The 20,795-nt window shown below is 58.3% G+C and carries 35 protein-coding genes; all 35 read left to right on the plus strand.

Annotation, left to right across the window (positions count from 1 at the left end; genetic code table 11):
• The first annotated feature begins 55 nt into the window (after positions 1 to 55).
• Complete coding sequence (rpsL, locus tag ONB52_05740; GenBank protein MDZ7415646.1) at positions 56 to 439, plus strand: 30S ribosomal protein S12; 384 nt, start codon at positions 56 to 58, stop codon at positions 437 to 439.
• 9 nt (positions 440 to 448) lie between these two features.
• Positions 449 to 919, plus strand: coding sequence for a 30S ribosomal protein S7 (gene rpsG / locus ONB52_05745; protein ID MDZ7415647.1), 471 nt, complete (start codon positions 449 to 451; stop codon positions 917 to 919).
• Positions 920 to 1,109: 190 nt separating this feature from the next.
• The gene (fusA, locus tag ONB52_05750) at positions 1,110 to 3,188 is read left to right on the plus strand and encodes an elongation factor G (protein ID MDZ7415648.1); all 2,079 of its coding nucleotides are present in this window, start codon (positions 1,110 to 1,112) and stop codon (positions 3,186 to 3,188) included.
• An 88-nt stretch (positions 3,189 to 3,276) separates the two neighbouring features.
• Positions 3,277 to 4,467 carry an elongation factor Tu gene (gene tuf / locus ONB52_05755; GenBank protein MDZ7415649.1) on the plus strand — a complete coding sequence of 397 codons (1,191 nt, stop codon included), beginning with the start codon at positions 3,277 to 3,279 and terminating at the stop codon, positions 4,465 to 4,467.
• Positions 4,468 to 4,598: 131 nt separating this feature from the next.
• A complete protein-coding gene (gene rpsJ, locus ONB52_05760; GenBank protein MDZ7415650.1) occupies positions 4,599 to 4,907 on the plus strand; it encodes a 30S ribosomal protein S10 in 309 nt (102 codons plus the stop codon).
• A 57-nt stretch (positions 4,908 to 4,964) separates the two neighbouring features.
• Positions 4,965 to 5,585: a 50S ribosomal protein L3 gene (gene rplC / locus ONB52_05765; protein MDZ7415651.1), complete on the plus strand. Its 621-nt coding sequence runs from the start codon at positions 4,965 to 4,967 to the stop codon at positions 5,583 to 5,585.
• 7 nt (positions 5,586 to 5,592) lie between these two features.
• A complete protein-coding gene (rplD, locus tag ONB52_05770) occupies positions 5,593 to 6,222 on the plus strand; it encodes a 50S ribosomal protein L4 (protein ID MDZ7415652.1) in 630 nt (209 codons plus the stop codon).
• Entirely contained in the window at positions 6,219 to 6,527 is a 309-nt protein-coding gene (gene rplW / locus ONB52_05775) for a 50S ribosomal protein L23 (GenBank protein MDZ7415653.1), read from the plus strand. Before rplD ends, rplW begins: the two co-directional genes overlap by 4 nt.
• A 52-nt stretch (positions 6,528 to 6,579) precedes the next feature.
• The gene (rplB, locus tag ONB52_05780) at positions 6,580 to 7,428 is read left to right on the plus strand and encodes a 50S ribosomal protein L2 (GenBank protein MDZ7415654.1); all 849 of its coding nucleotides are present in this window, start codon (positions 6,580 to 6,582) and stop codon (positions 7,426 to 7,428) included.
• Positions 7,429 to 7,444: 16 nt separating this feature from the next.
• Positions 7,445 to 7,750, plus strand: a complete 306-nt coding sequence (gene rpsS, locus ONB52_05785) for a 30S ribosomal protein S19 (protein MDZ7415655.1) — start codon at positions 7,445 to 7,447, stop codon at positions 7,748 to 7,750.
• 15 nt (positions 7,751 to 7,765) lie between these two features.
• Positions 7,766 to 8,131, plus strand: a complete 366-nt coding sequence (rplV, locus tag ONB52_05790) for a 50S ribosomal protein L22 (protein ID MDZ7415656.1) — start codon at positions 7,766 to 7,768, stop codon at positions 8,129 to 8,131.
• Positions 8,132 to 8,143: 12 nt separating this feature from the next.
• Positions 8,144 to 8,788 carry a 30S ribosomal protein S3 gene (gene rpsC / locus ONB52_05795; GenBank protein MDZ7415657.1) on the plus strand — a complete coding sequence of 215 codons (645 nt, stop codon included), beginning with the start codon at positions 8,144 to 8,146 and terminating at the stop codon, positions 8,786 to 8,788.
• 18 nt (positions 8,789 to 8,806) lie between these two features.
• Positions 8,807 to 9,226, plus strand: a complete 420-nt coding sequence (gene rplP / locus ONB52_05800; GenBank protein ID MDZ7415658.1) for a 50S ribosomal protein L16 — start codon at positions 8,807 to 8,809, stop codon at positions 9,224 to 9,226.
• Positions 9,227 to 9,264: 38 nt separating this feature from the next.
• On the plus strand, positions 9,265 to 9,483 hold the full coding sequence (gene rpmC / locus ONB52_05805; GenBank protein ID MDZ7415659.1) for a 50S ribosomal protein L29: 219 nt from the start codon (positions 9,265 to 9,267) through the stop codon (positions 9,481 to 9,483).
• Positions 9,484 to 9,510: 27 nt separating this feature from the next.
• A complete protein-coding gene (gene rpsQ, locus ONB52_05810; GenBank protein MDZ7415660.1) occupies positions 9,511 to 9,789 on the plus strand; it encodes a 30S ribosomal protein S17 in 279 nt (92 codons plus the stop codon).
• Between the two features lie 106 nt (positions 9,790 to 9,895).
• The gene (gene rplN / locus ONB52_05815) at positions 9,896 to 10,264 is read left to right on the plus strand and encodes a 50S ribosomal protein L14 (protein ID MDZ7415661.1); all 369 of its coding nucleotides are present in this window, start codon (positions 9,896 to 9,898) and stop codon (positions 10,262 to 10,264) included.
• A 30-nt stretch (positions 10,265 to 10,294) separates the two neighbouring features.
• Positions 10,295 to 10,636 carry a 50S ribosomal protein L24 gene (gene rplX, locus ONB52_05820; protein MDZ7415662.1) on the plus strand — a complete coding sequence of 114 codons (342 nt, stop codon included), beginning with the start codon at positions 10,295 to 10,297 and terminating at the stop codon, positions 10,634 to 10,636.
• Positions 10,636 to 11,310 carry a 50S ribosomal protein L5 gene (rplE, locus tag ONB52_05825; protein MDZ7415663.1) on the plus strand — a complete coding sequence of 225 codons (675 nt, stop codon included), beginning with the start codon at positions 10,636 to 10,638 and terminating at the stop codon, positions 11,308 to 11,310. The genes rplX and rplE overlap by 1 nt, the downstream gene beginning before the upstream one ends.
• 26 nt (positions 11,311 to 11,336) lie before the next feature.
• A complete protein-coding gene (locus ONB52_05830; GenBank protein ID MDZ7415664.1) occupies positions 11,337 to 11,522 on the plus strand; it encodes a type Z 30S ribosomal protein S14 in 186 nt (61 codons plus the stop codon).
• A gap of 25 nt (positions 11,523 to 11,547) precedes the next feature.
• The gene (rpsH, locus tag ONB52_05835) at positions 11,548 to 11,943 is read left to right on the plus strand and encodes a 30S ribosomal protein S8 (GenBank protein ID MDZ7415665.1); all 396 of its coding nucleotides are present in this window, start codon (positions 11,548 to 11,550) and stop codon (positions 11,941 to 11,943) included.
• Between the two features lie 24 nt (positions 11,944 to 11,967).
• On the plus strand, positions 11,968 to 12,504 hold the full coding sequence (gene rplF / locus ONB52_05840; GenBank protein ID MDZ7415666.1) for a 50S ribosomal protein L6: 537 nt from the start codon (positions 11,968 to 11,970) through the stop codon (positions 12,502 to 12,504).
• Between the two features lie 106 nt (positions 12,505 to 12,610).
• Positions 12,611 to 12,991: a 50S ribosomal protein L18 gene (gene rplR / locus ONB52_05845; protein MDZ7415667.1), complete on the plus strand. Its 381-nt coding sequence runs from the start codon at positions 12,611 to 12,613 to the stop codon at positions 12,989 to 12,991.
• A gap of 9 nt (positions 12,992 to 13,000) precedes the next feature.
• Positions 13,001 to 13,543 carry a 30S ribosomal protein S5 gene (rpsE, locus tag ONB52_05850; protein MDZ7415668.1) on the plus strand — a complete coding sequence of 181 codons (543 nt, stop codon included), beginning with the start codon at positions 13,001 to 13,003 and terminating at the stop codon, positions 13,541 to 13,543.
• On the plus strand, positions 13,540 to 13,728 hold the full coding sequence (gene rpmD / locus ONB52_05855; protein MDZ7415669.1) for a 50S ribosomal protein L30: 189 nt from the start codon (positions 13,540 to 13,542) through the stop codon (positions 13,726 to 13,728). Before rpsE ends, rpmD begins: the two co-directional genes overlap by 4 nt.
• 29 nt (positions 13,729 to 13,757) lie before the next feature.
• Entirely contained in the window at positions 13,758 to 14,234 is a 477-nt protein-coding gene (gene rplO, locus ONB52_05860; GenBank protein MDZ7415670.1) for a 50S ribosomal protein L15, read from the plus strand.
• A 6-nt stretch (positions 14,235 to 14,240) separates the two neighbouring features.
• Entirely contained in the window at positions 14,241 to 15,581 is a 1,341-nt protein-coding gene (gene secY, locus ONB52_05865) for a preprotein translocase subunit SecY (GenBank protein ID MDZ7415671.1), read from the plus strand.
• 84 nt (positions 15,582 to 15,665) lie between these two features.
• Positions 15,666 to 16,343: an adenylate kinase gene (locus ONB52_05870; GenBank protein MDZ7415672.1), complete on the plus strand. Its 678-nt coding sequence runs from the start codon at positions 15,666 to 15,668 to the stop codon at positions 16,341 to 16,343.
• Positions 16,340 to 17,110 (plus strand): type I methionyl aminopeptidase, encoded by a 771-nt coding sequence (gene map, locus ONB52_05875; GenBank protein MDZ7415673.1) that lies wholly within the window; start codon positions 16,340 to 16,342, stop codon positions 17,108 to 17,110. Before ONB52_05870 ends, map begins: the two co-directional genes overlap by 4 nt.
• Before the next feature lie 4 nt (positions 17,111 to 17,114).
• Complete coding sequence (infA, locus tag ONB52_05880; protein MDZ7415674.1) at positions 17,115 to 17,333, plus strand: translation initiation factor IF-1; 219 nt, start codon at positions 17,115 to 17,117, stop codon at positions 17,331 to 17,333.
• A gap of 47 nt (positions 17,334 to 17,380) precedes the next feature.
• Entirely contained in the window at positions 17,381 to 17,497 is a 117-nt protein-coding gene (gene rpmJ, locus ONB52_05885) for a 50S ribosomal protein L36 (protein ID MDZ7415675.1), read from the plus strand.
• Between the two features lie 93 nt (positions 17,498 to 17,590).
• On the plus strand, positions 17,591 to 17,980 hold the full coding sequence (gene rpsM, locus ONB52_05890; protein ID MDZ7415676.1) for a 30S ribosomal protein S13: 390 nt from the start codon (positions 17,591 to 17,593) through the stop codon (positions 17,978 to 17,980).
• 57 nt (positions 17,981 to 18,037) lie between these two features.
• Positions 18,038 to 18,427, plus strand: coding sequence for a 30S ribosomal protein S11 (gene rpsK, locus ONB52_05895; protein MDZ7415677.1), 390 nt, complete (start codon positions 18,038 to 18,040; stop codon positions 18,425 to 18,427).
• A gap of 26 nt (positions 18,428 to 18,453) precedes the next feature.
• On the plus strand, positions 18,454 to 19,083 hold the full coding sequence (gene rpsD, locus ONB52_05900; GenBank protein MDZ7415678.1) for a 30S ribosomal protein S4: 630 nt from the start codon (positions 18,454 to 18,456) through the stop codon (positions 19,081 to 19,083).
• Between the two features lie 137 nt (positions 19,084 to 19,220).
• Positions 19,221 to 20,207 carry a DNA-directed RNA polymerase subunit alpha gene (locus ONB52_05905; protein ID MDZ7415679.1) on the plus strand — a complete coding sequence of 329 codons (987 nt, stop codon included), beginning with the start codon at positions 19,221 to 19,223 and terminating at the stop codon, positions 20,205 to 20,207.
• A 14-nt stretch (positions 20,208 to 20,221) separates the two neighbouring features.
• A complete protein-coding gene (rplQ, locus tag ONB52_05910; protein ID MDZ7415680.1) occupies positions 20,222 to 20,707 on the plus strand; it encodes a 50S ribosomal protein L17 in 486 nt (161 codons plus the stop codon).
• Positions 20,708 to 20,795: the final 88 nt, after the last annotated feature.

Raw genomic sequence — 20,795 nt, forward strand, 5'->3', positions numbered from 1 at the left:
GCTTTATTAAAGTGCCTTGTTTATATTCACACTCTGTAATTTTACAGGAGCTTGCTTGCCAACCATAAATCAATTGGTCCGCCTCGGGCGGAAGAAGATCGGACGAAAGACGACTGCGCCGGCTTTGGCTGGCTCACCACAACGGCGGGGTGTTTGTACAAGAGTGTACACAACCACCCCCAAAAAGCCGAACTCCGCGTTGCGCAAAGTCGCGCGCGTTCGATTGACAAACAGCTATGAGGTTACCGCCTACATTCCCGGTGAGGGTCACAATCTCCAGGAGCATTCGATCGTTTTGATTCGTGGCGGCCGCGTGAAAGACCTGCCGGGTGTGCGTTATCATATTGTCCGTGGCGTCTACGACACGGCAGGCGTACAAGAGCGCCATCAAGGACGTTCGAAGTACGGCACGAAAAAGAAATCAACCGCGAGCAAATAATTTTGAGCCATGCCGAGACGGAAACGAGTATTGAAGCGTGAAGTGCTGCCCGACCCGAAGTACGGCAGCGTGCTGGTGACCAAGTTCATAAATGGTTTGATGGAACGCGGCAAGCGCAGTATTGCCGAGAAGATTTTTTATCGGGCCATTGAGCTCGCCGAGGAAAAGAGCGGCCGCACGGGGTTGCAGGTTTTCGAGAAGGCCGTTGAAAATGTGAAGCCTCTCCTCGAAGTGAAATCCCGCCGCGTGGGTGGTGCCAACTACCAGGTCCCGGTTGAAGTCCGGCCGCAGCGCCAGCAGGCATTGGCCATCCGCTGGCTGGTGGGGTTTGCCCGCGAACGCAGCGAGAAAACCATGGCGGAGCGCCTCGCAAATGAACTGTTCGCAGCCTCCAACAAGGAAGGCAATGCGATCAAGAAACGCGAGGACACTCACAAGATGGCGGAAGCCAACCGGGCATTCTCTCATTTTCGCTGGTGAGCCGGTGGGGAAGGGCACACCACTGCTGTGCAAAATCTTTTTTCGCCAACGTCTCAATCTCCATCGAGAAGCCTGACGCCTGCGTCAGGCACATAACCTGAAGTGTGCTGTTGCGAGCAATCTCCACTCGCCTTGAGAGAAAAGCACGTCGGGTTTTCTCTTGGGAAAAGTGGAGTTTTTTATGTCTAATATGAGCCAGGATCTATCGAAAACTCGAAATATCGGCATCATGGCGCATATCGATGCCGGCAAAACCACCACCACGGAGCGCATCCTGTTCTACACCGGCCGGATTCATCGCATGGGCGAGGTGCATGACGGTGCCGCCACCACCGATTGGATGGAGCAGGAACGCGAACGTGGTATTACGATCACTTCGGCTGCCATTACTTGCCATTGGAAGAATCATCGCATCAACATCATTGACACCCCCGGCCATGTGGACTTCACCATCGAGGTGGAACGCTCGCTGCGCGTTCTCGATGGTGCCGTCGCGCTTTTCTGCGCGGTGGGCGGGGTGGAGCCGCAATCTGAAACGGTGTGGCGGCAGGCCGACCGCTATCGCGTGCCGCGCCTGGCTTTTATCAATAAAATGGATCGCGTCGGCGCCGATTTCTATGGCGCCGTTCAAATGATCAAGGAACGGCTGGGAGCCAACGCCGTGCCGCTCCAAATCCCGCTGGGTGAGGGCGAGTTGTTCACCGGCTTGATCGATCTGATCAAGATGAAGGCGGTCGTGTATTCTGATGAGGTCCTGGGCAAACATTGGGAAGAAATCGAAATTCCCAGTGAACTCGTTGAAAAAGCCCGGGAGTATCGCACCAAATTGCTTGAAGCCGTTTCGGAGTATGACGACTCCCTGATGGTGAAGTACCTGCATGACGAGCCCATCGGCGAAGAGGAGATTCATGCCGCCATTCGCAGGGCGACCATCGATGTCAGCATGGTTCCGGTTTTGTGCGGCTCCGCTTTCAAGAACAAGGGGGTGCAGCGTTTGCTCGATGCGGTGACTTATTATTTGCCTTCCCCCAGCGATTTGCCGGACGTTAAGGGCACCCATCCCAAAACCAATGAGGAAGTCACCCGCAAACCGTCGCCCAGCGAGCCGTTTTCGGCGCTGGCCTTTAAAATCATGACGGATCCCTACGTCGGCAAACTCACTTACTTTCGGGTCTATTCCGGCACGATTACCGTGGGCAGTTATGTTTACAACAGTTCGACCGGCACCAAGGAGCGGGTGGGCCGGTTGTTGTTGATGTCCGCCAACAAACGGGATGACATCGAACAGGCGCAGGCCGGCGACATCGTCGCCGCCGTCGGTTTGAAAAACACCAAAACCGGCCACACCCTCTGCGATGAAAAGAAACCGATCGTGCTGGAGGCGATGCATTTCCCCGAGCCGGTTATTTCGGTGGCGATCGAGCCCAAAACCAAGGCCGACCAGGATGCGCTGGGAGAGTCACTCGCCAAGCTGGCCGAGGAAGACCCCACTTTCAAAGTTCGCACCGACGAGGAAACGGGCCAGACTTTGATTGCAGGCATGGGCGAGCTGCATCTGGAAATTCTCGTTGACCGCTTGGTGCGCGAGTTCAAGGTTCATGCCAACGTTGGCAAGCCGCAGGTGGCCTACAAGGAGACCATTCGCAAAAAAGTGGAGGGCGTGGGCAAGTTCATCCGGCAAAGCGGCGGGCGCGGCCAGTATGGCCATGTCGTCATCGAGCTCGAGCCCAATGAGCCGGGCAAGGGTTTTGAATTCGAAAGCAAGATCATCGGCGGTGTGGTTCCGAAGGAATACATCAAGCCGACGATGGAGGGCATACAGGAGGCCATGCAAAACGGGGTGCTCGCGGGCTACCCGGTGGTTGATGTGAAAGCCAGCCTGATCGACGGCTCATATCACGAAGTGGATTCTTCCGAAATGGCCTTCAAGATCGCCGGTTCGATGGCATTCAAGGATGCCGCCAAAAAAGCATCGCCGGTTTTGCTGGAACCCGTGATGGACGTCGAGGTGGTGGTGCCGGAAAATTACATGGGCGATGTCATGGGTGATCTGAATTCCCGGCGCGGTCGCATTCGCGGCATGTTTCCGCGCGGCCACGCCCAGGTGATTGCCGCCAGCGTGCCGCTGAGCGAGATGTTCGGTTATGCGACCACCCTGCGCTCGATTACACAGGGTCGCGCCATTTACACCATGCAGTTTTCCCACTACGATCAGGTGCCCCAGTCGATTGCGGACACTCTGACCGAAAGCGTCAAGAGCCAAAGATGATTGATCGCGGTGTTTCGCCGGATCGCTTAACCGTCTGATGCTGTCAACAATGACTTCATCCCAACGTTCCCATCGGGAGGATTGATTCATGGCAAAACAAAAGTTTGTGCGTACCAAGCCGCATGTGAATATCGGCACGATTGGTCATGTCGATCACGGCAAAACCACGCTGACGGCGGCTATCACACAGGCGCTCGAAAAGAAAGGTCTGGCGCAGTTCAAGAGCTACGATCAGATCGACAATGCACCCGAAGAAAAGGCACGTGGTATCACGATCAACACCGCGCATGTCGAATATGAAACCGAGAAGCGTCACTATGCCCACGTGGACTGCCCCGGCCATGCCGACTACGTCAAGAACATGATCACCGGTGCGGCCCAGATGGACGGTGCCATTCTGGTGGTGAGCGCCGCCGACGGCCCCATGCCACAAACCCGCGAGCACATCCTGCTGGCGCGCCAGGTCGGGGTGCCTTACATCGTTGTGTTCCTGAACAAGGTTGACATGGTCGATGATCCCGAACTGCTGGAGCTGGTCGAGCTGGAATTGCGCGACCTGCTCAAACAATATCAGTTCCCGGGTGACGAGATTCCGATCATTCGTGGCAGCGCGCTGGAGGCACTGAGCCATCCCAATGACCCGGTCAAGAACAAGCCGTTGTACGATTTGATGGATGCGGTCGATCGTTATATTCCGACGCCGGTTCGCGACGTTGACAAACCTTTCCTGATGCCGGTGGAAGACGTGTTCTCCATCACCGGTCGCGGCACGGTCGGCACCGGTCGTATCGAGCGTGGTCGCATCAAAGTCGGTGATGAAGTGGAAATCGTTGGTTTGGGTGCCAAGCGCAAATCCGTGGTGACCGGCATCGAGATGTTCCGCAAACTGCTCGATCAGGGAGAAGCCGGCGACAACGTCGGTTTGTTGCTGCGCGGCGTCGACAAGGAGGAGCTGGAACGCGGCATGGTCATCGCGGCGCCCGGGACGATCACCCCGCACACCAAGTTCACGGCGGAGGTGTACGTGCTGAAGAAAGAAGAAGGCGGCCGCCACACGCCATTCTTCAACGGTTACCGTCCGCAGTTTTACTTCCGCACCACCGATGTCACCGGCGTGGCGCATCTGCCGCCCGGCGTGGAGATGGTGATGCCCGGGGACAACATCACCATGGAAGTCGAGCTGATCACTCCCATTGCCATGGATGAAGGCTTGCGCTTTGCCATCCGCGAAGGCGGCCGCACCATTGGTGCCGGCGCGGTGGCGAAGATCAAGGAGTAATGGCAAGGCAGAAGGCGCGGCCCGCGTGCGAAATGGGCATCGTGAAGCGAGCGATGCCCTTTGTTTTGTTGGGAGGCCTGCGAAATTCCTGGTGACATGAATTGCAATTGTAACTTCGGAGTGAGTTCGTCGTGGTTGGACAAAAGATACGGATCAAGCTCAAGGCGCACGATCACCGGTTGATCGACAAATCGACCGACAAGATTATTCGAACGGCGAAGCAGACGGGCGCTGCCATTTCCGGCCCGATCCCTCTCCCGACGAAACGATCCATCTACACGGTGCTGCGCTCGCCCCACGTGGACAAGAAATCGCGCGAGCAATTCGAGACGCGCATCCACAAGCGTTTGATCGACATTCTCAATTCAAACGCCAAGACGGTGGACGCGTTGATGAAGCTGGAATTGCCCGCGGGCGTCGATGTCGAGATCAAAGTCTGAGGCCGCACCCCGTGCCGGATGTGACAAAGGATTGGATTCAAACTTGCAAGGGCGATTATGACTGGCTTGATCGGTAGAAAGCTGGGGCAGTCCCGTATCTTCGATGAAAAGGGCAACAGCGTGCCGGTGACGGTGGTGCTGGCCGGACCGTGCTATGTCTCCGAGATCCGCACCCGCGAAAAACACGGCTACGAGTCGCTGCAGCTCGGCTTCGCAGAGAAACCCCAGAGGAAAATCAGGAAGGCGGAGGCCGGGCATTTCGCCAAGGCCGGTCTGCCGGTGTTGCAGCATGTGAGGGAATTTCGTGACTTCGACAACCTCGCCAGTTTCAAGCTGGGTGATGCGATCAAGGCCGATATTTTCAAGGTTGGCGATCTTGTCAAAGCCACCGGCACCAGCAAGGGCAAGGGCTTTCAGGGCGTCGTGAGGCGGCATCATTTCGGCGGCGGCCCGGTGACCCACGGACAGAGTGACCGCACACGGGCACCAGGCTCGATGGGCGGCAGCTCCTTTCCCTCGCGCGTGTGGAAGGGCATGCGCATGGCTGGCCGCATGGGCGGGGAGCGTGTCACGGTGCGCAATCTGCGCGTCATCAAAGTGGATGCAGAGAACAACATTCTGATGCTGCGGGGCAGTATTCCCGGTGCCAACAACAGTATCGTTATCCTCTCCAAGTGAGAATGACATGCAAGTCGAAGTCTATACAAAGGACGGCCAAAAATCGGGTCGCACCATCGATCTCCCCGATGAGATCTTCGGCATCGAGCCCAACCGGCACGTGATCTATCTCGCCGTGAAGGCGCAGCAGGCCAATCAGCGCCAGGGTACCCACAAGACCAAGACCCGCAGGGAGGTGAGCGGCGGTGGCAAGAAACCGTGGAAGCAAAAAGGCCGCGGCGTGGCGCGTGCCGGCTCCACGCGCTCGCCATTGTGGGTGGGAGGCGGCCGCGTGTTTGGCCCGCAGCCGAGGGACTACAGCCAGTCCCTCAATCAAAAAGTGAAGAAGCTGGCGCGCCGCTCCGCTTTGTCGCTCAAGGCGAAAGCCGGTGAGATGGTGGTGGTGGAGGATTTCACCGTTGCCAGTGGCAAGACGCGGGAAATGGCCGGTATTTTGAAAAATCTTGGAGCGGACAAGCTCAAAACGCTGCTGCTGATACCGCAGGCCGATCCGGCTTTGTTGCGCGCGAGTCGCAATCTCTACCGCCTGCGGCTGCAGCTCGGCTCGGATGTCTCCACTTTCGAGTTGCTCAATTGTCAGAAGTTGTTCATCCAGGAGAGCGCCGTGTCGCGGCTCGCGGGAGTGTTGCAGCCATGAGAACCCCGGAAGAAATCTTGCGTCGGCCGTTGTTGACCGAGAAGAACTTGAAGCTGGCGGAGACCAGGAACAAATACGGCTTTGAAGTTTTGCCGGATGCCAACAAGTTCGAGATCAAACGCGCCGTGCAAAAGAAATTCAATGTCGAAGTCACCGCTGTTCATGTCGTCAGGGTCAAAGGCAAGAGCAAGCGCATGAACACCCGCCGCGGTGTCACTTCCGGCCGGCGCCGCAATTACAAGAAGGCAGTGGTGACGCTCAAGGCGGGCCAGAAGATCGATTTCTATGCGGGCCTGGCCGCCTGACGACAGCGCGGGACGGGCTCTGACACAGACCAGCGAGAGATCAGGATTTCATATGCCGATAAAAACATTCCGACCGCTGACACCGAGTTTGCGGTATCGCACGGTGTCGACGTTTGAGGAAATTACCAAAACCAAGCCGGAGAAGTCCCTGCTCGAACCGCTGCGCAAATCGGGCGGACGCAACAATCTCGGCCGGATGACCAGCCGGCACCGCGGTGGCGGCCACAAACGCCTGTACCGCCGCATTGACTTCAAACGCGACAAGGACGGCATTCCCGGCAAAATCGCCGCGATTGAATACGACCCCAACCGCTCGGCGCGCATCGCGCTGGTGCATTATGCGGACGGCGAGAAGCGCTACATTCTCGCGCCCATTGGTTTGAATGTCGGTGATGTTGTCACGTCGGGTCCGAATGCGGAGATCCGGGTGGGCAACTGTCTGCCGTTGAGCCAGATTCCCCTGGGCCTGACGGTGCACAATGTGGAATTGCGCCAGGGGCGCGGCGGCCAGCTCGCACGCAGCGCCGGCAGTGCGGTTCAGCTCGTGGCGCGTGAAGGCAACTATGCCCAGCTCAAATTGCCCTCCGGAGAGGTACGCATGGTGCGGGTGGAGAATCGCGCGACCATCGGCCAGGTGGGCAATACCGATCACGAAAACATCAGTTGGGGCAAGGCCGGTCGTTCGCGCTGGCTGGGCTGGCGGCCGCGGGTGCGAGGCGTGGCGATGAATCCGGTGGATCATCCCATGGGGGGCGGTGAGGGCAAAAGCTCGGGTGGGCGCCATCCCTGCTCGCCCTGGGGCCAGAAGGCCAAGGGCTTGAAGACGCGTCGGCGCAAGAAAGCCTCGAGCAAATACATCATCAAGTCACGCAAAGGTCTCAGTTTGAACAAGTCTCTCTAAGAGAGGTTGAACGCACATGCCGCGAAGTGTCAAAAAAGGCCCCTATGTCGACCCCAATTTGGCCAAGCGAATTGCGGAGATGAACAAGCGCAACGAGCGCAAGGTGGTCAAGACCTGGGCGCGCCGCTCGACGATCACCCCGGAGTTTGTCGGTCATACCCTGGCCATTCACAATGGCAACAAGTTCATTCCGGTGTTCATCAGCGAAAACATGGTCGGCCACAAACTCGGCGAATTTGCGCCGACCCGCACCTTTCGCGGCCATGCCGGCAAATCGGCAACCGAGAAAACGACGAAAGTGAAAGCCGCACCAGCAGCCTAGGAGAACAGACGAGTCATGGAAGCACGTGCCAAACTGCGCTACCTGCGCATGTCTCCACGCAAAGTCCGGCGGGTGATCAACCTTGTCCGCGGCAAGGGCGTCGAGGAGGCGCTCAATCTGTTGCATTTTACGCGCAAACGGGCGGCCCTGCCAATTGAGAAAACGATTCGTTCCGCGGTGGCGAACTACATCAACGGCACGGCATCCAAGAAGGCTTCCACCGAGGATCTTTTTGTCAGGCGGGCGTTTGTTGACGGCGGCTTCACCATGAAGCGATTCCGTGCCGGTTCGATGGGGCGGGCCTCGCGCATTCGCAAACGGTCCTGCCACATCACCATCGTGGTTTCAGACGGAGAACCGTTGGACAATCAAGCAAACTAGCGAGGAGGTTTTTTGGGTCAGAAAACGAATCCCATTGGTTTGCGCCTGGGCATCGTGCGCGACTGGGAATCGAATTGGTTCGGCGGGCGGAACTTCCAGCACAAGCTCAAAGAGGATCTGCACCTGCGCCGCTATGTGCGCAGCCGGTTGCAGCGCGCGGGGGTCTCCACCATCCAGATCGAGCGGGATCCCTCGGACAAGCGCATCACGGTGACGATTCACACGGCGCGGCCGGGCATCGTGATCGGCCGCAAAGGCTCCGAGGTTGACAAGCTGAAGGAAGAACTGCAGCGCGTGACCAGGAAGGAAATTCAGCTCAACATCACCGAGATCAAACGCCCGGAGCTGGATGCCTATCTGGTGGCGGAAAACATCGCACATCAGCTCGAAGCCAAGATCGCTTTCAAGCGCGCCATGAAAAAAGCCATCACCGGCACGATGCGCATGGGCGCGGAGGGCGTGCGCGTGTTGTGTTCCGGCCGGCTGGGCGGGGCGGAAATGGCGCGCACCGAGCAGTACAAAGAGGGCCGCATTCCGCTGCATACCCTGCGCGCGGACATCGATTTCGCACGCGCCACCGCCAAGACGACTTACGGCACCATCGGCGTCAAGGTGTGGATTTGCCGCGGGGAAATCATCGGCGGCCGCCACGTGTGAGCAAGGAGACCACAGGCCATGTTAATGCCGAAGAGAGTGAAATTTCGCAAGCAGCAGCGCGGCCGCATGAAGGGTACGGCGCAACGCGGCAATCACATCGCGTTTGGCGAGTTTGCCCTCAAAGCCCTGGAGCCGGCGTGGGTCACCGCGCGCCAGCTTGAAGCAAGCCGCGTCGCCATGACCCGGCATCTCAAGCGCGGCGGCAAGGTGTGGATTCGCGTGTTCCCGGACAAGCCGGTGACGGAAAAGCCCGCGGAGACCCGCATGGGCAAGGGCAAGGGCACGCCGGAATACTGGGTGGCGGTCATCAAACCCGGTCGCATTCTGTTCGAGATCGGCGGGGTGGCCAAAGAGGTGGCACAGGAGGCAATGCGGCTGGCAGCACACAAGCTTCCCATCAAAACCCGCTTTGTGAGTGCCAGCGATTTTGGCGAGTAAGTTCCTGTTTATTTCCCAAACCAACAGGCCGCAGGCTCATGAAAAGGTATGAGTTGAAAGAATTGACGCCGGCAGACATGGAACGCCGGCTGAAGGATTTGATGGAAGAGTATCAAAACTTCCGCTTTCAGCATGCGACGCGGCAGCTCGACAATCCCATGCGGTTGCGCATGATTCGTCGGGATATTGCGCGCTTGCAGACGATTTTGCAGGAATACCGCACGGGCCGGCGTGTCCCGCGCGAGGCCACCCGATAACCCCAGCAATCAATGACGAGCCAGTTTATGGAAAATACCGCGACCGCTGCACCCACGCGAAACCGGCGCAAGACCCGGATCGGCAAGGTGATCAGCAACAAGATGAACAAGAGCATAGTCGTCAGTGTCGAACGGCTGGTGCGGCATCCGCTTTACAAAAAGTATTTCAAACAAACCTCCAAGTTCATGGCGCATGATGAGGGCAACACCGCCGGTATCGGCGACACCGTCCTGATCATGGAGACGCGCCCGCTCAGCAAACGCAAGCGGTGGCGGCTGGTCGAAATTTTGGAGAAGGCCAAGTAAGGGCGCGGCGCCGCCAACAGACAGCGCAGGTTCGGCCGGAAACGAGAACGATGGCATCTTCCGCCGGTTGCTCGTGTTCCCGCCTCGCATCGACGGGAGTGGAATCATGGTACAAGAATACACGCGACTCAACGTTGCCGACAACACCGGGGCCAAGAAAGTCATGTGCATCCGGGTGATGGGTGGCAGCAAGCGCCGCTACGGCTCGGTGGGTGACATTATTGTGGTCACCGTCAAATCGGCGGCGCCCGGCAGCACGATCAAGAAGGGTGACATCAGCCATGCCGTCATCGTGCGCACCAAGCGTGAAGTCCGCCGCAAGGACGGCTCGTACATTCGCTTTGATGAGAATGCCGCGGTGCTGATCAACGAAGAGAAGGAGCCCAAAGGCACGCGCATCTTCGGGCCGGTGGCGCGCGAGCTGCGCGACAAACAGTACATGAAGATCATTTCGCTGGCGCCGGAAGTGTTGTGAGTGCCGGCGCGCGGCAAGAGGAAGGATCCCATGAGAATTCGCAAAAATGACCTCGTGATGGTGATCAGCGGCGACCACCGCGGCCGGCAGGGCAGGGTCCTGAAAGTTTTCCCGGAAAAGCAGCGCGTGATCGTGGAGGGCATCAATCTGATCAAGCGGCATACCCGGCCCAGCCAGCGCAATCAGCAGGGTGGAATCATTGAAAAGGAAGCCCCCATCCACGTGTCGAATGTGATGTTGATCGACCCCAAGCTCGGGGTTCCGACGCGGATCGGTATTCAGACCATCAACCATTCCAGCAAGAACTCCCGGAATCGGGTGCGCGTGGCCAAGAAAAGTGGTGAGATCATTGTCGAAGCGAAGGTGAAGTGATGGCAGAGAAGTCCAAAACCAGCACACCTGCGAAAGGCAAAGGCAAGGGCAAAGGCGAAGGCGCCGCCCCGGCCACGGTGGCTGAGAGCAAGGGCGGCAAACCGGTGCAGGAGAAGCTGCCGGCGGATTACGTTCCCGGGTTGCTGCTGAAATACCGCCAGGAAATCGTGCCCGCGCTGCAGAAACGGTTCAACTATGCCAACCCGATGCAGGTGCCGCGCCTGGCAAAAATCACCATCAACATGGGAGTGGGGGACGCCGTCGATGATCAGAAATATCTCGATGCGGCCATGAGTGATCTGGAGATCATTGCCGGGCAAAAACCGATTGTGACCCGCGCCAAGAAGTCGATCTCGAACTTCAAGCTGCGCCAGAACATGGCGATTGGCTGCATGGTGACCCTGCGGCGCTGGCGCATGTATGAGTTTCTGGAGCGCTTCATTTCGATAGCCGTGCCGCGCATCCGCGATTTTCGCGGGCTGCCCGACAAGGCCTTTGACGGCTTCGGCAACTATTCCATTGGGGTGAAGGAACAGATCATCTTCCCGGAAATCAACTACGACAAAGTCACCAAGATTCGCGGCATGAACATCACGTTTGTGACGACCGCCAAGACGGACGAGGAAGCCTACGAGTTGTTGTCGGGTTTTGGCATGCCCTTCCGGCGGAAGTAGCAAACTTTTATTGTTAGGGATTGAACGTGGCGAAAAAGTCATTGCGGGCCAAACAACAACGGCCACCGAAATTTTCCACTCGCCGGTACAACCGCTGCATGCAGTGCGGCCGGCCGCGCGCGTATCTGCGGCGTTTTGGTCTGTGCCGCATCTGTTTCCGCATGTTGTCCCTGGAGGGCAAGATCCCGGGCGTCACCAAGGCGAGTTGGTAAAACATAAAGATTTGGGAGCCTCTTCATGCAGACGGATCCGATTTCCGATTATCTCACGCGCATTCGCAATGCCGGCAAGGCCAGGCATCCCAAGGTGGACATCCCGGCCTCGCGCACCAAAATCAGCATCACCAGGATTTTGCAGCACTACGGCTACATCAAAGATTATTTGATCATCGAGGACGGGAAACAGAACCTCATTCGCATCTACTTGAAGTATGACGAATACGAGCGCCATGTGATTCGCGGGTTGCGCCGGATCAGTGTTCCCGGCTTGCGCAAATATGTCGGGGTCAAAAATTTCCCGCGCGTGTTCAACAATTACGGCCTGGCCATTCTGTCGACCCCCAAGGGTGTCCTCACCGATCGCGATGCCCGCAAGCTGCATGTCGGTGGCGAAGTCTTGTGTTACGTGTGGTAAGAAAAATTTGAGAAGGAATCATCCGTGTCGCGCGTAGGCAAAAAAGCGATTCCGATACCCGGCGGTGTCCAGGTGTCGGTGGACGGCGCTGCCGTCAAAGTGAAGGGGCCGAAAGGCGAGCTGACCTGCACGGTTCATCCTCAAATGGGCGTGCACGTCGAGGAGGGGACGGTGAGCGTAACCCGCCCCAATGATGAGAAATCATTCAAAGCACTGCACGGCCTGTATCGCGCCCTGATCAACAACATGATTCTGGGGGTGACCAGGGGTTTCGAAAAGAAACTCGAAATTGTCGGTGTCGGATACCGTGCAGAAATGAAAAGCAAGCGGCTGCTGTTGCAGCTCGGCTATGGCCATGCCCTTGCCTTTCAACCGCCCGAGGGCATCGCGATCACCTGCGAGTCGCCGACCAGCATCAAGGTCAGCGGCATTGACAAAGGTTTGGTGGGCCAGGTGGCCGCCAAGATTCGATCGTTCAAACCACCGGAGCCCTACAAGGGCAAAGGAATCAAATATAGCGACGAAGTGGTGCGTCGCAAAGCCGGCAAGACAGCAGCCTAGGTGAAGGTGCCGTCTCCGCCTTGGCGGGCGGGGGGCGAAGGCGGATCATCAAGCCGGCCCCTGTGACAACGCAACAATGCATGGTCTATTTATTCTGGGAGAGGTTATGGGATTCAAGCGCATTGCACCCCGTGTGCGGCGGGACAAAAAGAAGAAATCATTCCGCTTCCGCAAGAAGATTGTTGGCACACCCGGTCGCCCGCGTCTGGTGGTTTTTCGCAGCCTGAAAAACATCTATGCGCAGTTGATTGATGACAGCGCCAAGAAGACGCTGACGACCGTCTCGACGGTCAGCAAGGATATTCGGGAGGAGATCAAGAAAGCCGAGACGAAAGTCCAGGCCGCCAACATCGTCGGCCGCGCGCTGGCGCTCAAGGCCCTATCCATGAACATCAAAAGCGTTGTGTTTGACCGCAGCGGCTATGTTTACCACGGTCGCGTGAAGGCGCTTGCCGATGGCGCCCGGCAGGGCGGTCTGCACTTCTAACGGAGAGCCATGGTACGCAAAGAGAAAATCAGCTCGGGTGAACTGGAACTGAAGGAGTATGTCGTCGCGGTGAATCGCACCGCCAAAGTGGTGAAGGGCGGCCGCCGTTTTGGTTTCAATGCGATCGTCGTGGTGGGCGACGGCAAGGGGCATGTCGGCTGCGGCCTGGGCAAAGCCAAGGAAGTCACCGATGCCATCGCCAAGGGCGCCGAGGATGCCAAGAAGAATTTGGTGCGGGTGCCGGTGCTCAAGGGCACGCTGCCGCACGAAACGCAGGGCAAGTTTGGCGCGGGAAAAGTCTTTTTGAAGCCCGCGTCACCAGGCACCGGAGTGATTGCCGGCGGGGCGGTGCGTTCCATCATGGAGGCCGCCGGCATTCAGGACGTGCTGACCAAATCGCTGGGGTCGGCCAACCCGCATAATGTTGTGAAAGCCACCATGCGCGCCTTGAGCAACATCATGGATGCCAGCGAGGTGGCGCGCCGGCGCGGTATGATCGTACGCGAGATGTTCACCCGTACGATGATTGAAGACAGTGAAGTGAGGCCATGAGCACAGAGAAGAAATTGAAGATCACCCAGGTGCGCAGCGTCATCGGCCATCTGCAGAAGCAAAAGCTCACCATGAAGGCTTTGGGCCTGCGGCGCATTCGGCAAAGCGTGGTGCACCGTGACACCCCGCAGATTCGCGGCATGCTGGCCAAAGTGAGGCACCTGGTAACGGTTGAACAAATTTAAGCACACTTTTTAAAGCGGAATCGGCAGTCATGGACTTATCCAGTTTGAAATACGCCAAAGGCTCGCACAAGAAGGCCAAGCGCATCGGACGGGGCGACAGCTCCGGCCACGGTGGCACCTCGACGCGCGGTCACAAGGGCCAACATTCCCGCTCCGGCTCCAAGCGCAAGGCCTGGTTCGAGGGCGGCCAGATGCCGTTGCAGCGCCGCATTCCCAAGCGTGGCTTCACCAACATTTTCAAGACCGTGTTTCAGCCGGTGAATCTGACGTCGTTGAACCGCCTTGACGGGATCAGTTCGATCACGCCCGAGGTGTTGCGCCAGCATGGCGTGATCCGCAAACGCAATCTTCCCGTGAAGATTCTCGGCAAGGGAGAGCTCAGCCGGGCGGTGGAAGTGCACGCCCACGGGTTCAGCAAGGGTGCGCAGGAGAAGATCGCGCGGGCCGGAGGCAAAGCCATCGTCATTCAACCGGCAATCACCGCGTCCGCGCAAACCAAGAGCTGAAAGGTCATGATTCTCAGCAGTTTCAAAAACATCTTCAAGATTCCCGAGTTGAAGAAGCGTGTGATTTTCACGTTTCTGCTGCTCTTGGTGGAGCGGATCGGAACACACATTCCGGTTCCGGGCATCAACAGCCAGGCCCTGCTCGCCTACTTGCAAGACGCCCAGGGGGGCGGCATCCTCCAGCTCTATGATCTGTTTGCCGGCGGCGCCTTCAGTCGCGCCACTATTTTTGCGCTGGGGATCATGCCCTACATCTCGGCCTCGATCATCCTGCAATTGCTCGGCGCCGTGATGCCCTATTTCCAACGCCTGCAAAAAGAGGGCGAGGAAGGCCGTAAGAAGATCACCCAGTACACCCGCTACGGCACGGTGCTGATCGCCTTCATGCAGGCCTACGGCGTCAGCATCTTTCTGGAGAACATTCAGGCGCTGCCCAATGGCATGGTGGTCGTGCCCGATCCCGGCTGGGGCTTTCGTCTGCTCACCATGTTGACCCTGACCGCGGGGACGGTGCTGATCATGTGGTTCGGCGAGCAAATCACCGAACGCGGCATCGGCAACGGCGTGTCGTTGATCATTTTCATCGGGATCGTTGCCCGGCTGCCCGATGCTTTGCTCGATGAGTTCCAGCAGGTGAGCGCGGGCAACCGGGAGATTCTGACCGAGTTGTTTCTGCTCGCATTGATGGTGGTCACCATGGGGGTGGTGGTGCTGCTCACCCAGGGTACGCGCAAGATTCCTGTGCAATATGCCAAGCGCGTCATCGGGCGCAAGGTTTATGGCGGGCAGAGCACGCACCTGCCCCTGCGGGTGAACACTGCGGGGGTGATGCCCATTATTTTCGCGCAGTCGATCATGTTCATCCCGACCACGGTCAGCACCTTTTTCCCCAACAGCGAGCTGATGACCAACTTTGCCCGCTATTTCGACATCACCTCGTCGGTCTACTGGGTGATGGAGGGCGTGCTGATTGTCTTCTTCACCTATTTTTACACCGCGATCGCCTTCAATCCCGTGGATGTGGCGGACAACATGAAGAAATACGGCGGGTTCATCCCGGGCGTGCGGCCGGGCAAGAAAACCGCAGAGTTCATCGACAACATTTTGACCAAAATCACACTGCCCGGCTCGATTTTCCTGGCGCTCATCGCCGTGTTCCCCTACATCCTGCACAAGGCGATGAATGTGTCGCTCAACTTCGCCTCGTTTTTCGGCGGCACCTCGTTGCTGATCATCGTCGGCGTTGCGCTCGATTTTCTGCAACAGCTTGAATCTCATCTGTTGATGAGGCATTATGATGGTTTCATGAAGGGCGGACGTATTCGAGGGAGACGGTATGCCTCCTGAGGCCTCCGCTCACGGTGGCCTCCCGGATGCTTGATCCCGCACCGGTCTGGGTCCCTCATCGTTCATCGCGGAGAATTTGATCTCATGGAGCTCGTTTTCCTCGGATACCCTGGATCAGGCAAGGGCACCCAGGCCACCCTGCTGAGCGAGCTTTACCAAATTCCCAGGATTTCGACGGGTGATATTTTGCGGGCGGCGGTGCAGGCTGGCAGCCAGCTCGGTTTGCAGGCCAAGGAATTCATGGACCGGGGCGAGCTGGTGCCGGATGGCGTGATGATCGGGTTGGTGCTGCAGCGCATCACCGAGCCGGATTCGGCGGCGGGCTATATTCTTGATGGTTTCCCCCGCACCCTCAACCAGGCGCGGGAGTTGGATCACGTCTTCCTCGATCACAAGAAACAACTGACGGCGGTCATCAGCCTGGAGATTGAAAAGAAGAAAGTCATCGAGCGCCTGACCAGTCGGCGCGTGTGCGAACAGTGTGGCAAACTTTTCAACCTGGCCAGCGATCCGCCGCCGCCTTCCAACCGTTGCGACAACTGCAACGGGCGCATTTATCAGCGCTCCGATGACAACCTGGAAACGGTGCTGCATCGCATGGCCGTGTATGAGGAGCTGACGCGGCCGTTGAAAGACTATTACGGCGCGCAGGGGAAGCTGCTGCAGATCGACGGCAGCTTGAGCATTGCCAAGGTCCATGCCGACATCGTGAAACGGCTCGGTGAGCTGCCGGGCGTCGGACCAGCGAAACAGCGGGCATGATTCATATCAAGAGTGAAAGAGAAATCGCACGCATCCGGGAAAGCTGCCGGCTGACAGTGGAAACGTTTCACAAGATCGAGCAGGTGATTTGTGCCGGGATGACGACCTTCGAGCTCGATCAGATCATTGAAGCACATATTCGCGAACATGGCGGCCGGCCGGCCTTCAAAGGATACAAAATCGGCAAGGAGACCCCGCCCTTTCCAGCCAGCAGTTGCATCTCGGTGGAAGACGAGGTGGTGCACGGCATTCCCAGCAGGCACCGCAAGCTGCGCAATGGCGAGATCGTGAGCATCGATGTCGGCATCGAGTACGAGGGTTTTTATGGTGATGCCGCCAAGACCTACGCCATCGGGCAGGTGGATGAGCGGCGCGCGCGGTTGTTGCAGGTGACGCAGGAGGCGCTTTACCGCGGCATCGCCTGCGCGGTGGCGGGCAACCGGCTGTCCGACGTGTCGCATGCGATTCAGGTGCATGTGGAAAGCGCCGGCTTTTCGGTTGTGCGCGATCTCGTGGGCCATGGCGTCGGCCGCAAGCTGCATGAGGACCCGCAAATTCCCAATTTCGGCAGCCCGAATCGCGGGCCGCGGCTGAAGGAAGGCATGGTCTTCGCGATCGAGCCGATGGTAAATGCCGGCACCGCCGGGGTCAAAACCACTGCCGACGGCTGGACTGTGATCACCAAAGACGGCCAGCCTTCTGCCCATTTCGAGCACACGGTGGTGGTGCGCGATGGCGAGGCGGAAATTTTAACCAAAGGGTTGTAGTTTTATGCCCAAAGAAGAAGGGATTAAGGTCGACGGGACCATCATCGAAACCTTGCCCAATGCCTCGTTCCGCGTGGAGCTGGAGAACGGCCACAAAGTGCTGGCGCACATCTCCGGCAAGATGCGGATGCATTTTATCAAAATTTTGCCCGGCGACAAGGTCACCGTCGAACTCTCGCCTTATGATCTTTCGCGCGGGCGGATTACGTATCGCTACAAATAAGGCACACGGCGCATGACGCGGCAGGCCAGCACAAGGGAGACATGACGATGAAGGTTCGGTCCTCGATCAAGAAAATTTGTGAGAAGTGCAAAATCATCCGGCGCAAGGGCAAAATTCTGGTGATCTGCCCCGCCAATCCCAAACACAAGCAGCGTCAGGGGTGAGGTGGCGCAGGCACCACGGCGCATGACGGTGTGTCGGCGCCTGCCCGAGATGTTGAACCGGCTGGGATAAATCTGTCTGAATGGAGGCACACGGTGGCTCGAATTGCGGGCGTTGATTTACCTCGTGAGAAGCGAATCGATATCGCATTGACCTATATTTTTGGCATCGGGCGCAACAATGCGCGCGCGATCATCGCCGAGGCGGGGGTGGATCCCGCGGTGCGTGTCAAGGATTTGTCACCTGACGATATTGCCAGGATCCGCTCCGCGATTGGCGCCAATTACAAGGTGGAGGGCGCGCTGCGCGCGGAGATCTCGATGAACATCAAGCGGTTGATGGATATCGGCTGTTATCGCGGCTTGCGCCATCGCCGCGGGCTGCCGGTGCGCGGCCAGCGCACGCACACCAACGCCCGCACCCGCCGCGGCCGTCGCCGGGTGGTGGGCGGCAAGTCGACCGCCAAAGCGCCTGCCAAGAAGTAATGTGAAACGACTGCGAGCCCGGAATTTTTTGACCATCTTTTCCAAGGAGAGTGCAGCTTGGCTAATCCAAAGAAAAAGCGCACCAAGAAGAAAGAAAAAGTCGATGCCAACGGCCTGGCGCACATTCAGGCGACCTTCAACAACACCATCGTGTCGTTGACGGACATTTACGGCAACCTCATCGCGTGGGCTTCCGCCGGCAAAGTCGGGTTCAAGGGGTCGCGCAAGAGCACACCATTCGCCGCCCAGGTGGCGGCGGAAAATGCCGCGCGCGCGGCGATGGATTTGGGCTTGCGCCGGGTGGAAGTGCTGGTGAAAGGCCCGGGCTCGGGCCGGGAGGCGGCGGTGCGGTCGCTGCAGGCAGCGGGGTTGGAAATCTCCGCGATCCGCGACGTGACCCCCATCCCGCACAATGGTTGTCGTCCCCCGAAGCGTCGTCGCGTCTAATCGTCCGTTGGAGGAATTGAAAGTCTATGGCAAGATATATCGGCCCTGTTTGCAAACTCTGCCGGCGGGAAGAGAAAAAGCTTTTCCTGAAGGGCGCCAAATGCACGTCCCCGAAGTGCCCCCTGGAGAAACGCAACTTTCCGCCCGGCCAGCACGGCAAGAACCGGCGTTTCAAAGTCTCGGCCTACGGGCTGCAGTTGCGTGAAAAGCAGAAAATGCGCCGGATTTACGGCCTGCTGGAACGGCAATTTCACAATACCTACAAGAAGGCGCTGCGCGTGAAGGGCGTCACCGGCGAGAATTTGATGCGCCTGCTGGAGCGCCGCCTGGACAACATCGTTTATCGTCTGGGATTCGCACCGTCGCGCAATGCCGCACGGCAGTTGGTGCGCCACCGCCATTTCATGGTGAATGACCGCCTGGTTGACATCCCCTCCTATTTGGTGAAGAGCGGCGATGTCATCAAAGTGCGTGAGAAGAGCCGGAAACTGGAAATCATTCACGCCTCGCTGCGCAAGATGCGGGAAGGCAAGGCGCTGCCGTGGCTGGACCTCAACAAGGCCAACCTCACCGGCACCGTGCTCGAAATCCCGGCGCGCGCGGACATCCCGACGGAAGTGAATGAAGGCCTGATCGTGGAATTGTATTCGAAGTAAAGTGAACTTTCCGCTGCGCGTGACGGCCCGGAGGGCCGCCCGAATGAAGCCGGCCGACCCGGGAAGCGGCAGCCCGCCTGCCGACGCGATCACCACCGGACCGTCGAAAGTTCACATAAAAGCGGAGATCTCCAAACATGAATTGGCCGTATCTACAAATGCCCGAAGGTGTCGTGCTCGAGGAATCGAGCTATTCCAGTACCTTTGGCAGATTTATCGTGCAACCCCTGGAACGCGGGTTCGGAACGACAATTGGCAATGCTCTGCGCCGGGTCTTGCTGTCCTCCCTGCCGGGTGCAGCAATCACCATGGTCAAGATCGACGGTGTGCTGCATGAATTCTCCTCCATCCCCGGGGTGGTGGAGGATGTCACCCAGATCATCCTCAATCTCAAGGAGGTCCGCTTCAAACTCATCAACAAGAAGCCGGACCGGGTGATGCTGGAGCTGAACGGCCCCAAGGAATTCACCGCCGGCGACATTCAAAACGGCACCACCGATTTCGAGATTCTCAATCCCGACCATCATATCGCCACCCTCAACAAGGGCGCCAATCTCAAGATGGAGTTGCGCATCGGCCGTGGGCACGGCTATGTCCCCGCGGAGGAAAACAAGATGCCCGATCAGCCCATTGGCGCGATTCCGATCGATGCGATCTATACGCCGATCAAGAATGTCAGCTACCGCGTGGAGAATACGCGCGTGCAGCAGCGCATCGATTATGAGAAGCTGATTCTCGAAATCACCACCGACGGCAGCATCACCCCGGATGACAGCCTGACCTACGCCGGCAAGATTCTGCGCGATCACGTCAACCTGTTCATCAATTTCGACATCGAGCCGGAGGAGGAGGAGCCCTCCGAGATCGATGAAGAGTCGTTGAAAATTCGCAAGCTGCTCAAGATGCCGGTGGATGAGCTGGAACTGTCGGTGCGCTCCTACAACTGTCTGATGGCGGCAAACATCAAGACCATCGGCGATCTGGTGCGCCGTGATGAGCAGGAGATGTTGAAGTTCAGAAACTTTGGGCGCAAATCGCTGCAGGAGCTGACCCAGATTCTCGAAGAAAAGGGCCTGCACTTCGGCATGGACGTGGACCGCTACCTGCGCGCGGACAGCGAATAGACACAGGGAAAACTATGCGACATCGCAAAGACCTCAAAAAGCTGGGACGGACCGCCAGCCACCGCAAGGCCATGCTGTCGAATCTGGCCAGCTCGGTGTTCGAACACAAACATGTGCGCACTACCACCGCCAAGGCCAAGCAAGTCCGCCGGCTGGTGGACCGCCTGATCACGCATGCCAAGAAAAACACGGTGGCGGCCCGCCGGTTGGTGTTCAGCGAACTGCGGCGCCGTGACATCGTCAAGAACCTCTTCGATGAAATCGCGCCGAAATATGCCACCCGCAACGGCGGCTACACCCGGGTGTTGCGAATCGGCCGTCGCCAGGGCGATGGCGCCGAGCTGGCCATCCTGGAGCTGGTGGGCTATGAAGGCGTGCAGCTCGAAAAGCAGCAAGCCGCGGCCGAAAAGCGCGCGGAGCGCAAGAAACGCAAGCAGGAAGAAATGAAAGCGGAGGCCGAGCGTCAAGCCCGGGCGGAACGCCCCGAAAAAGAAGAGTGAACTCCCCGTTTCTTTTTGATGATACCTGCATGATAACCTGCCCGCGCCAGGCTGAACCCCGCCGCTGCCGATTCGGTGAGGTGACACC

The sequence above is a fragment of the candidate division KSB1 bacterium genome (assembly GCA_034506255.1).
Lineage (GTDB): Bacteria > Zhuqueibacterota > Zhuqueibacteria > Zhuqueibacterales > Zhuqueibacteraceae > Coneutiohabitans > Coneutiohabitans thermophilus.

Excerpts from the sequence above, each read along its gene's own strand:
- rpsG (MDZ7415647.1), top strand. The coding sequence starts at position 449 with ATGCCGAGACGGAAACGAGTATTGAAGCGTGAAGTGCTGCCCGACCCG.
- fusA (MDZ7415648.1), top strand. The coding sequence starts at position 1,110 with ATGAGCCAGGATCTATCGAAAACTCGAAATATCGGCATCATGGCGCAT.
- tuf (MDZ7415649.1), top strand. The coding sequence starts at position 3,277 with ATGGCAAAACAAAAGTTTGTGCGTACCAAGCCGCATGTGAATATCGGC.
- rplC (MDZ7415651.1), top strand. The coding sequence starts at position 4,965 with ATGACTGGCTTGATCGGTAGAAAGCTGGGGCAGTCCCGTATCTTCGAT.
- rplD (MDZ7415652.1), top strand. The coding sequence starts at position 5,593 with ATGCAAGTCGAAGTCTATACAAAGGACGGCCAAAAATCGGGTCGCACC.
- rplW (MDZ7415653.1), top strand. The coding sequence starts at position 6,219 with ATGAGAACCCCGGAAGAAATCTTGCGTCGGCCGTTGTTGACCGAGAAG.
- rplB (MDZ7415654.1), top strand. The coding sequence starts at position 6,580 with ATGCCGATAAAAACATTCCGACCGCTGACACCGAGTTTGCGGTATCGC.
- rpsS (MDZ7415655.1), top strand. The coding sequence starts at position 7,445 with ATGCCGCGAAGTGTCAAAAAAGGCCCCTATGTCGACCCCAATTTGGCC.
- rplV (MDZ7415656.1), top strand. The coding sequence starts at position 7,766 with ATGGAAGCACGTGCCAAACTGCGCTACCTGCGCATGTCTCCACGCAAA.
- rplP (MDZ7415658.1), top strand. The coding sequence starts at position 8,807 with ATGTTAATGCCGAAGAGAGTGAAATTTCGCAAGCAGCAGCGCGGCCGC.
- rpmC (MDZ7415659.1), top strand. The coding sequence starts at position 9,265 with ATGAAAAGGTATGAGTTGAAAGAATTGACGCCGGCAGACATGGAACGC.
- rpsQ (MDZ7415660.1), top strand. The coding sequence starts at position 9,511 with ATGGAAAATACCGCGACCGCTGCACCCACGCGAAACCGGCGCAAGACC.
- rplN (MDZ7415661.1), top strand. The coding sequence starts at position 9,896 with ATGGTACAAGAATACACGCGACTCAACGTTGCCGACAACACCGGGGCC.
- rplX (MDZ7415662.1), top strand. The coding sequence starts at position 10,295 with ATGAGAATTCGCAAAAATGACCTCGTGATGGTGATCAGCGGCGACCAC.
- rplE (MDZ7415663.1), top strand. The coding sequence starts at position 10,636 with ATGGCAGAGAAGTCCAAAACCAGCACACCTGCGAAAGGCAAAGGCAAG.
- rpsH (MDZ7415665.1), top strand. The coding sequence starts at position 11,548 with ATGCAGACGGATCCGATTTCCGATTATCTCACGCGCATTCGCAATGCC.
- rplR (MDZ7415667.1), top strand. The coding sequence starts at position 12,611 with ATGGGATTCAAGCGCATTGCACCCCGTGTGCGGCGGGACAAAAAGAAG.
- rpsE (MDZ7415668.1), top strand. The coding sequence starts at position 13,001 with ATGGTACGCAAAGAGAAAATCAGCTCGGGTGAACTGGAACTGAAGGAG.
- rpmD (MDZ7415669.1), top strand. The coding sequence starts at position 13,540 with ATGAGCACAGAGAAGAAATTGAAGATCACCCAGGTGCGCAGCGTCATC.
- rplO (MDZ7415670.1), top strand. The coding sequence starts at position 13,758 with ATGGACTTATCCAGTTTGAAATACGCCAAAGGCTCGCACAAGAAGGCC.
- secY (MDZ7415671.1), top strand. The coding sequence starts at position 14,241 with ATGATTCTCAGCAGTTTCAAAAACATCTTCAAGATTCCCGAGTTGAAG.
- ONB52_05870 (MDZ7415672.1), top strand. The coding sequence starts at position 15,666 with ATGGAGCTCGTTTTCCTCGGATACCCTGGATCAGGCAAGGGCACCCAG.
- map (MDZ7415673.1), top strand. The coding sequence starts at position 16,340 with ATGATTCATATCAAGAGTGAAAGAGAAATCGCACGCATCCGGGAAAGC.
- infA (MDZ7415674.1), top strand. The coding sequence starts at position 17,115 with ATGCCCAAAGAAGAAGGGATTAAGGTCGACGGGACCATCATCGAAACC.
- rpmJ (MDZ7415675.1), top strand. The coding sequence starts at position 17,381 with ATGAAGGTTCGGTCCTCGATCAAGAAAATTTGTGAGAAGTGCAAAATC.
- rpsD (MDZ7415678.1), top strand. The coding sequence starts at position 18,454 with ATGGCAAGATATATCGGCCCTGTTTGCAAACTCTGCCGGCGGGAAGAG.
- ONB52_05905 (MDZ7415679.1), top strand. The coding sequence starts at position 19,221 with ATGAATTGGCCGTATCTACAAATGCCCGAAGGTGTCGTGCTCGAGGAA.
- rplQ (MDZ7415680.1), top strand. The coding sequence starts at position 20,222 with ATGCGACATCGCAAAGACCTCAAAAAGCTGGGACGGACCGCCAGCCAC.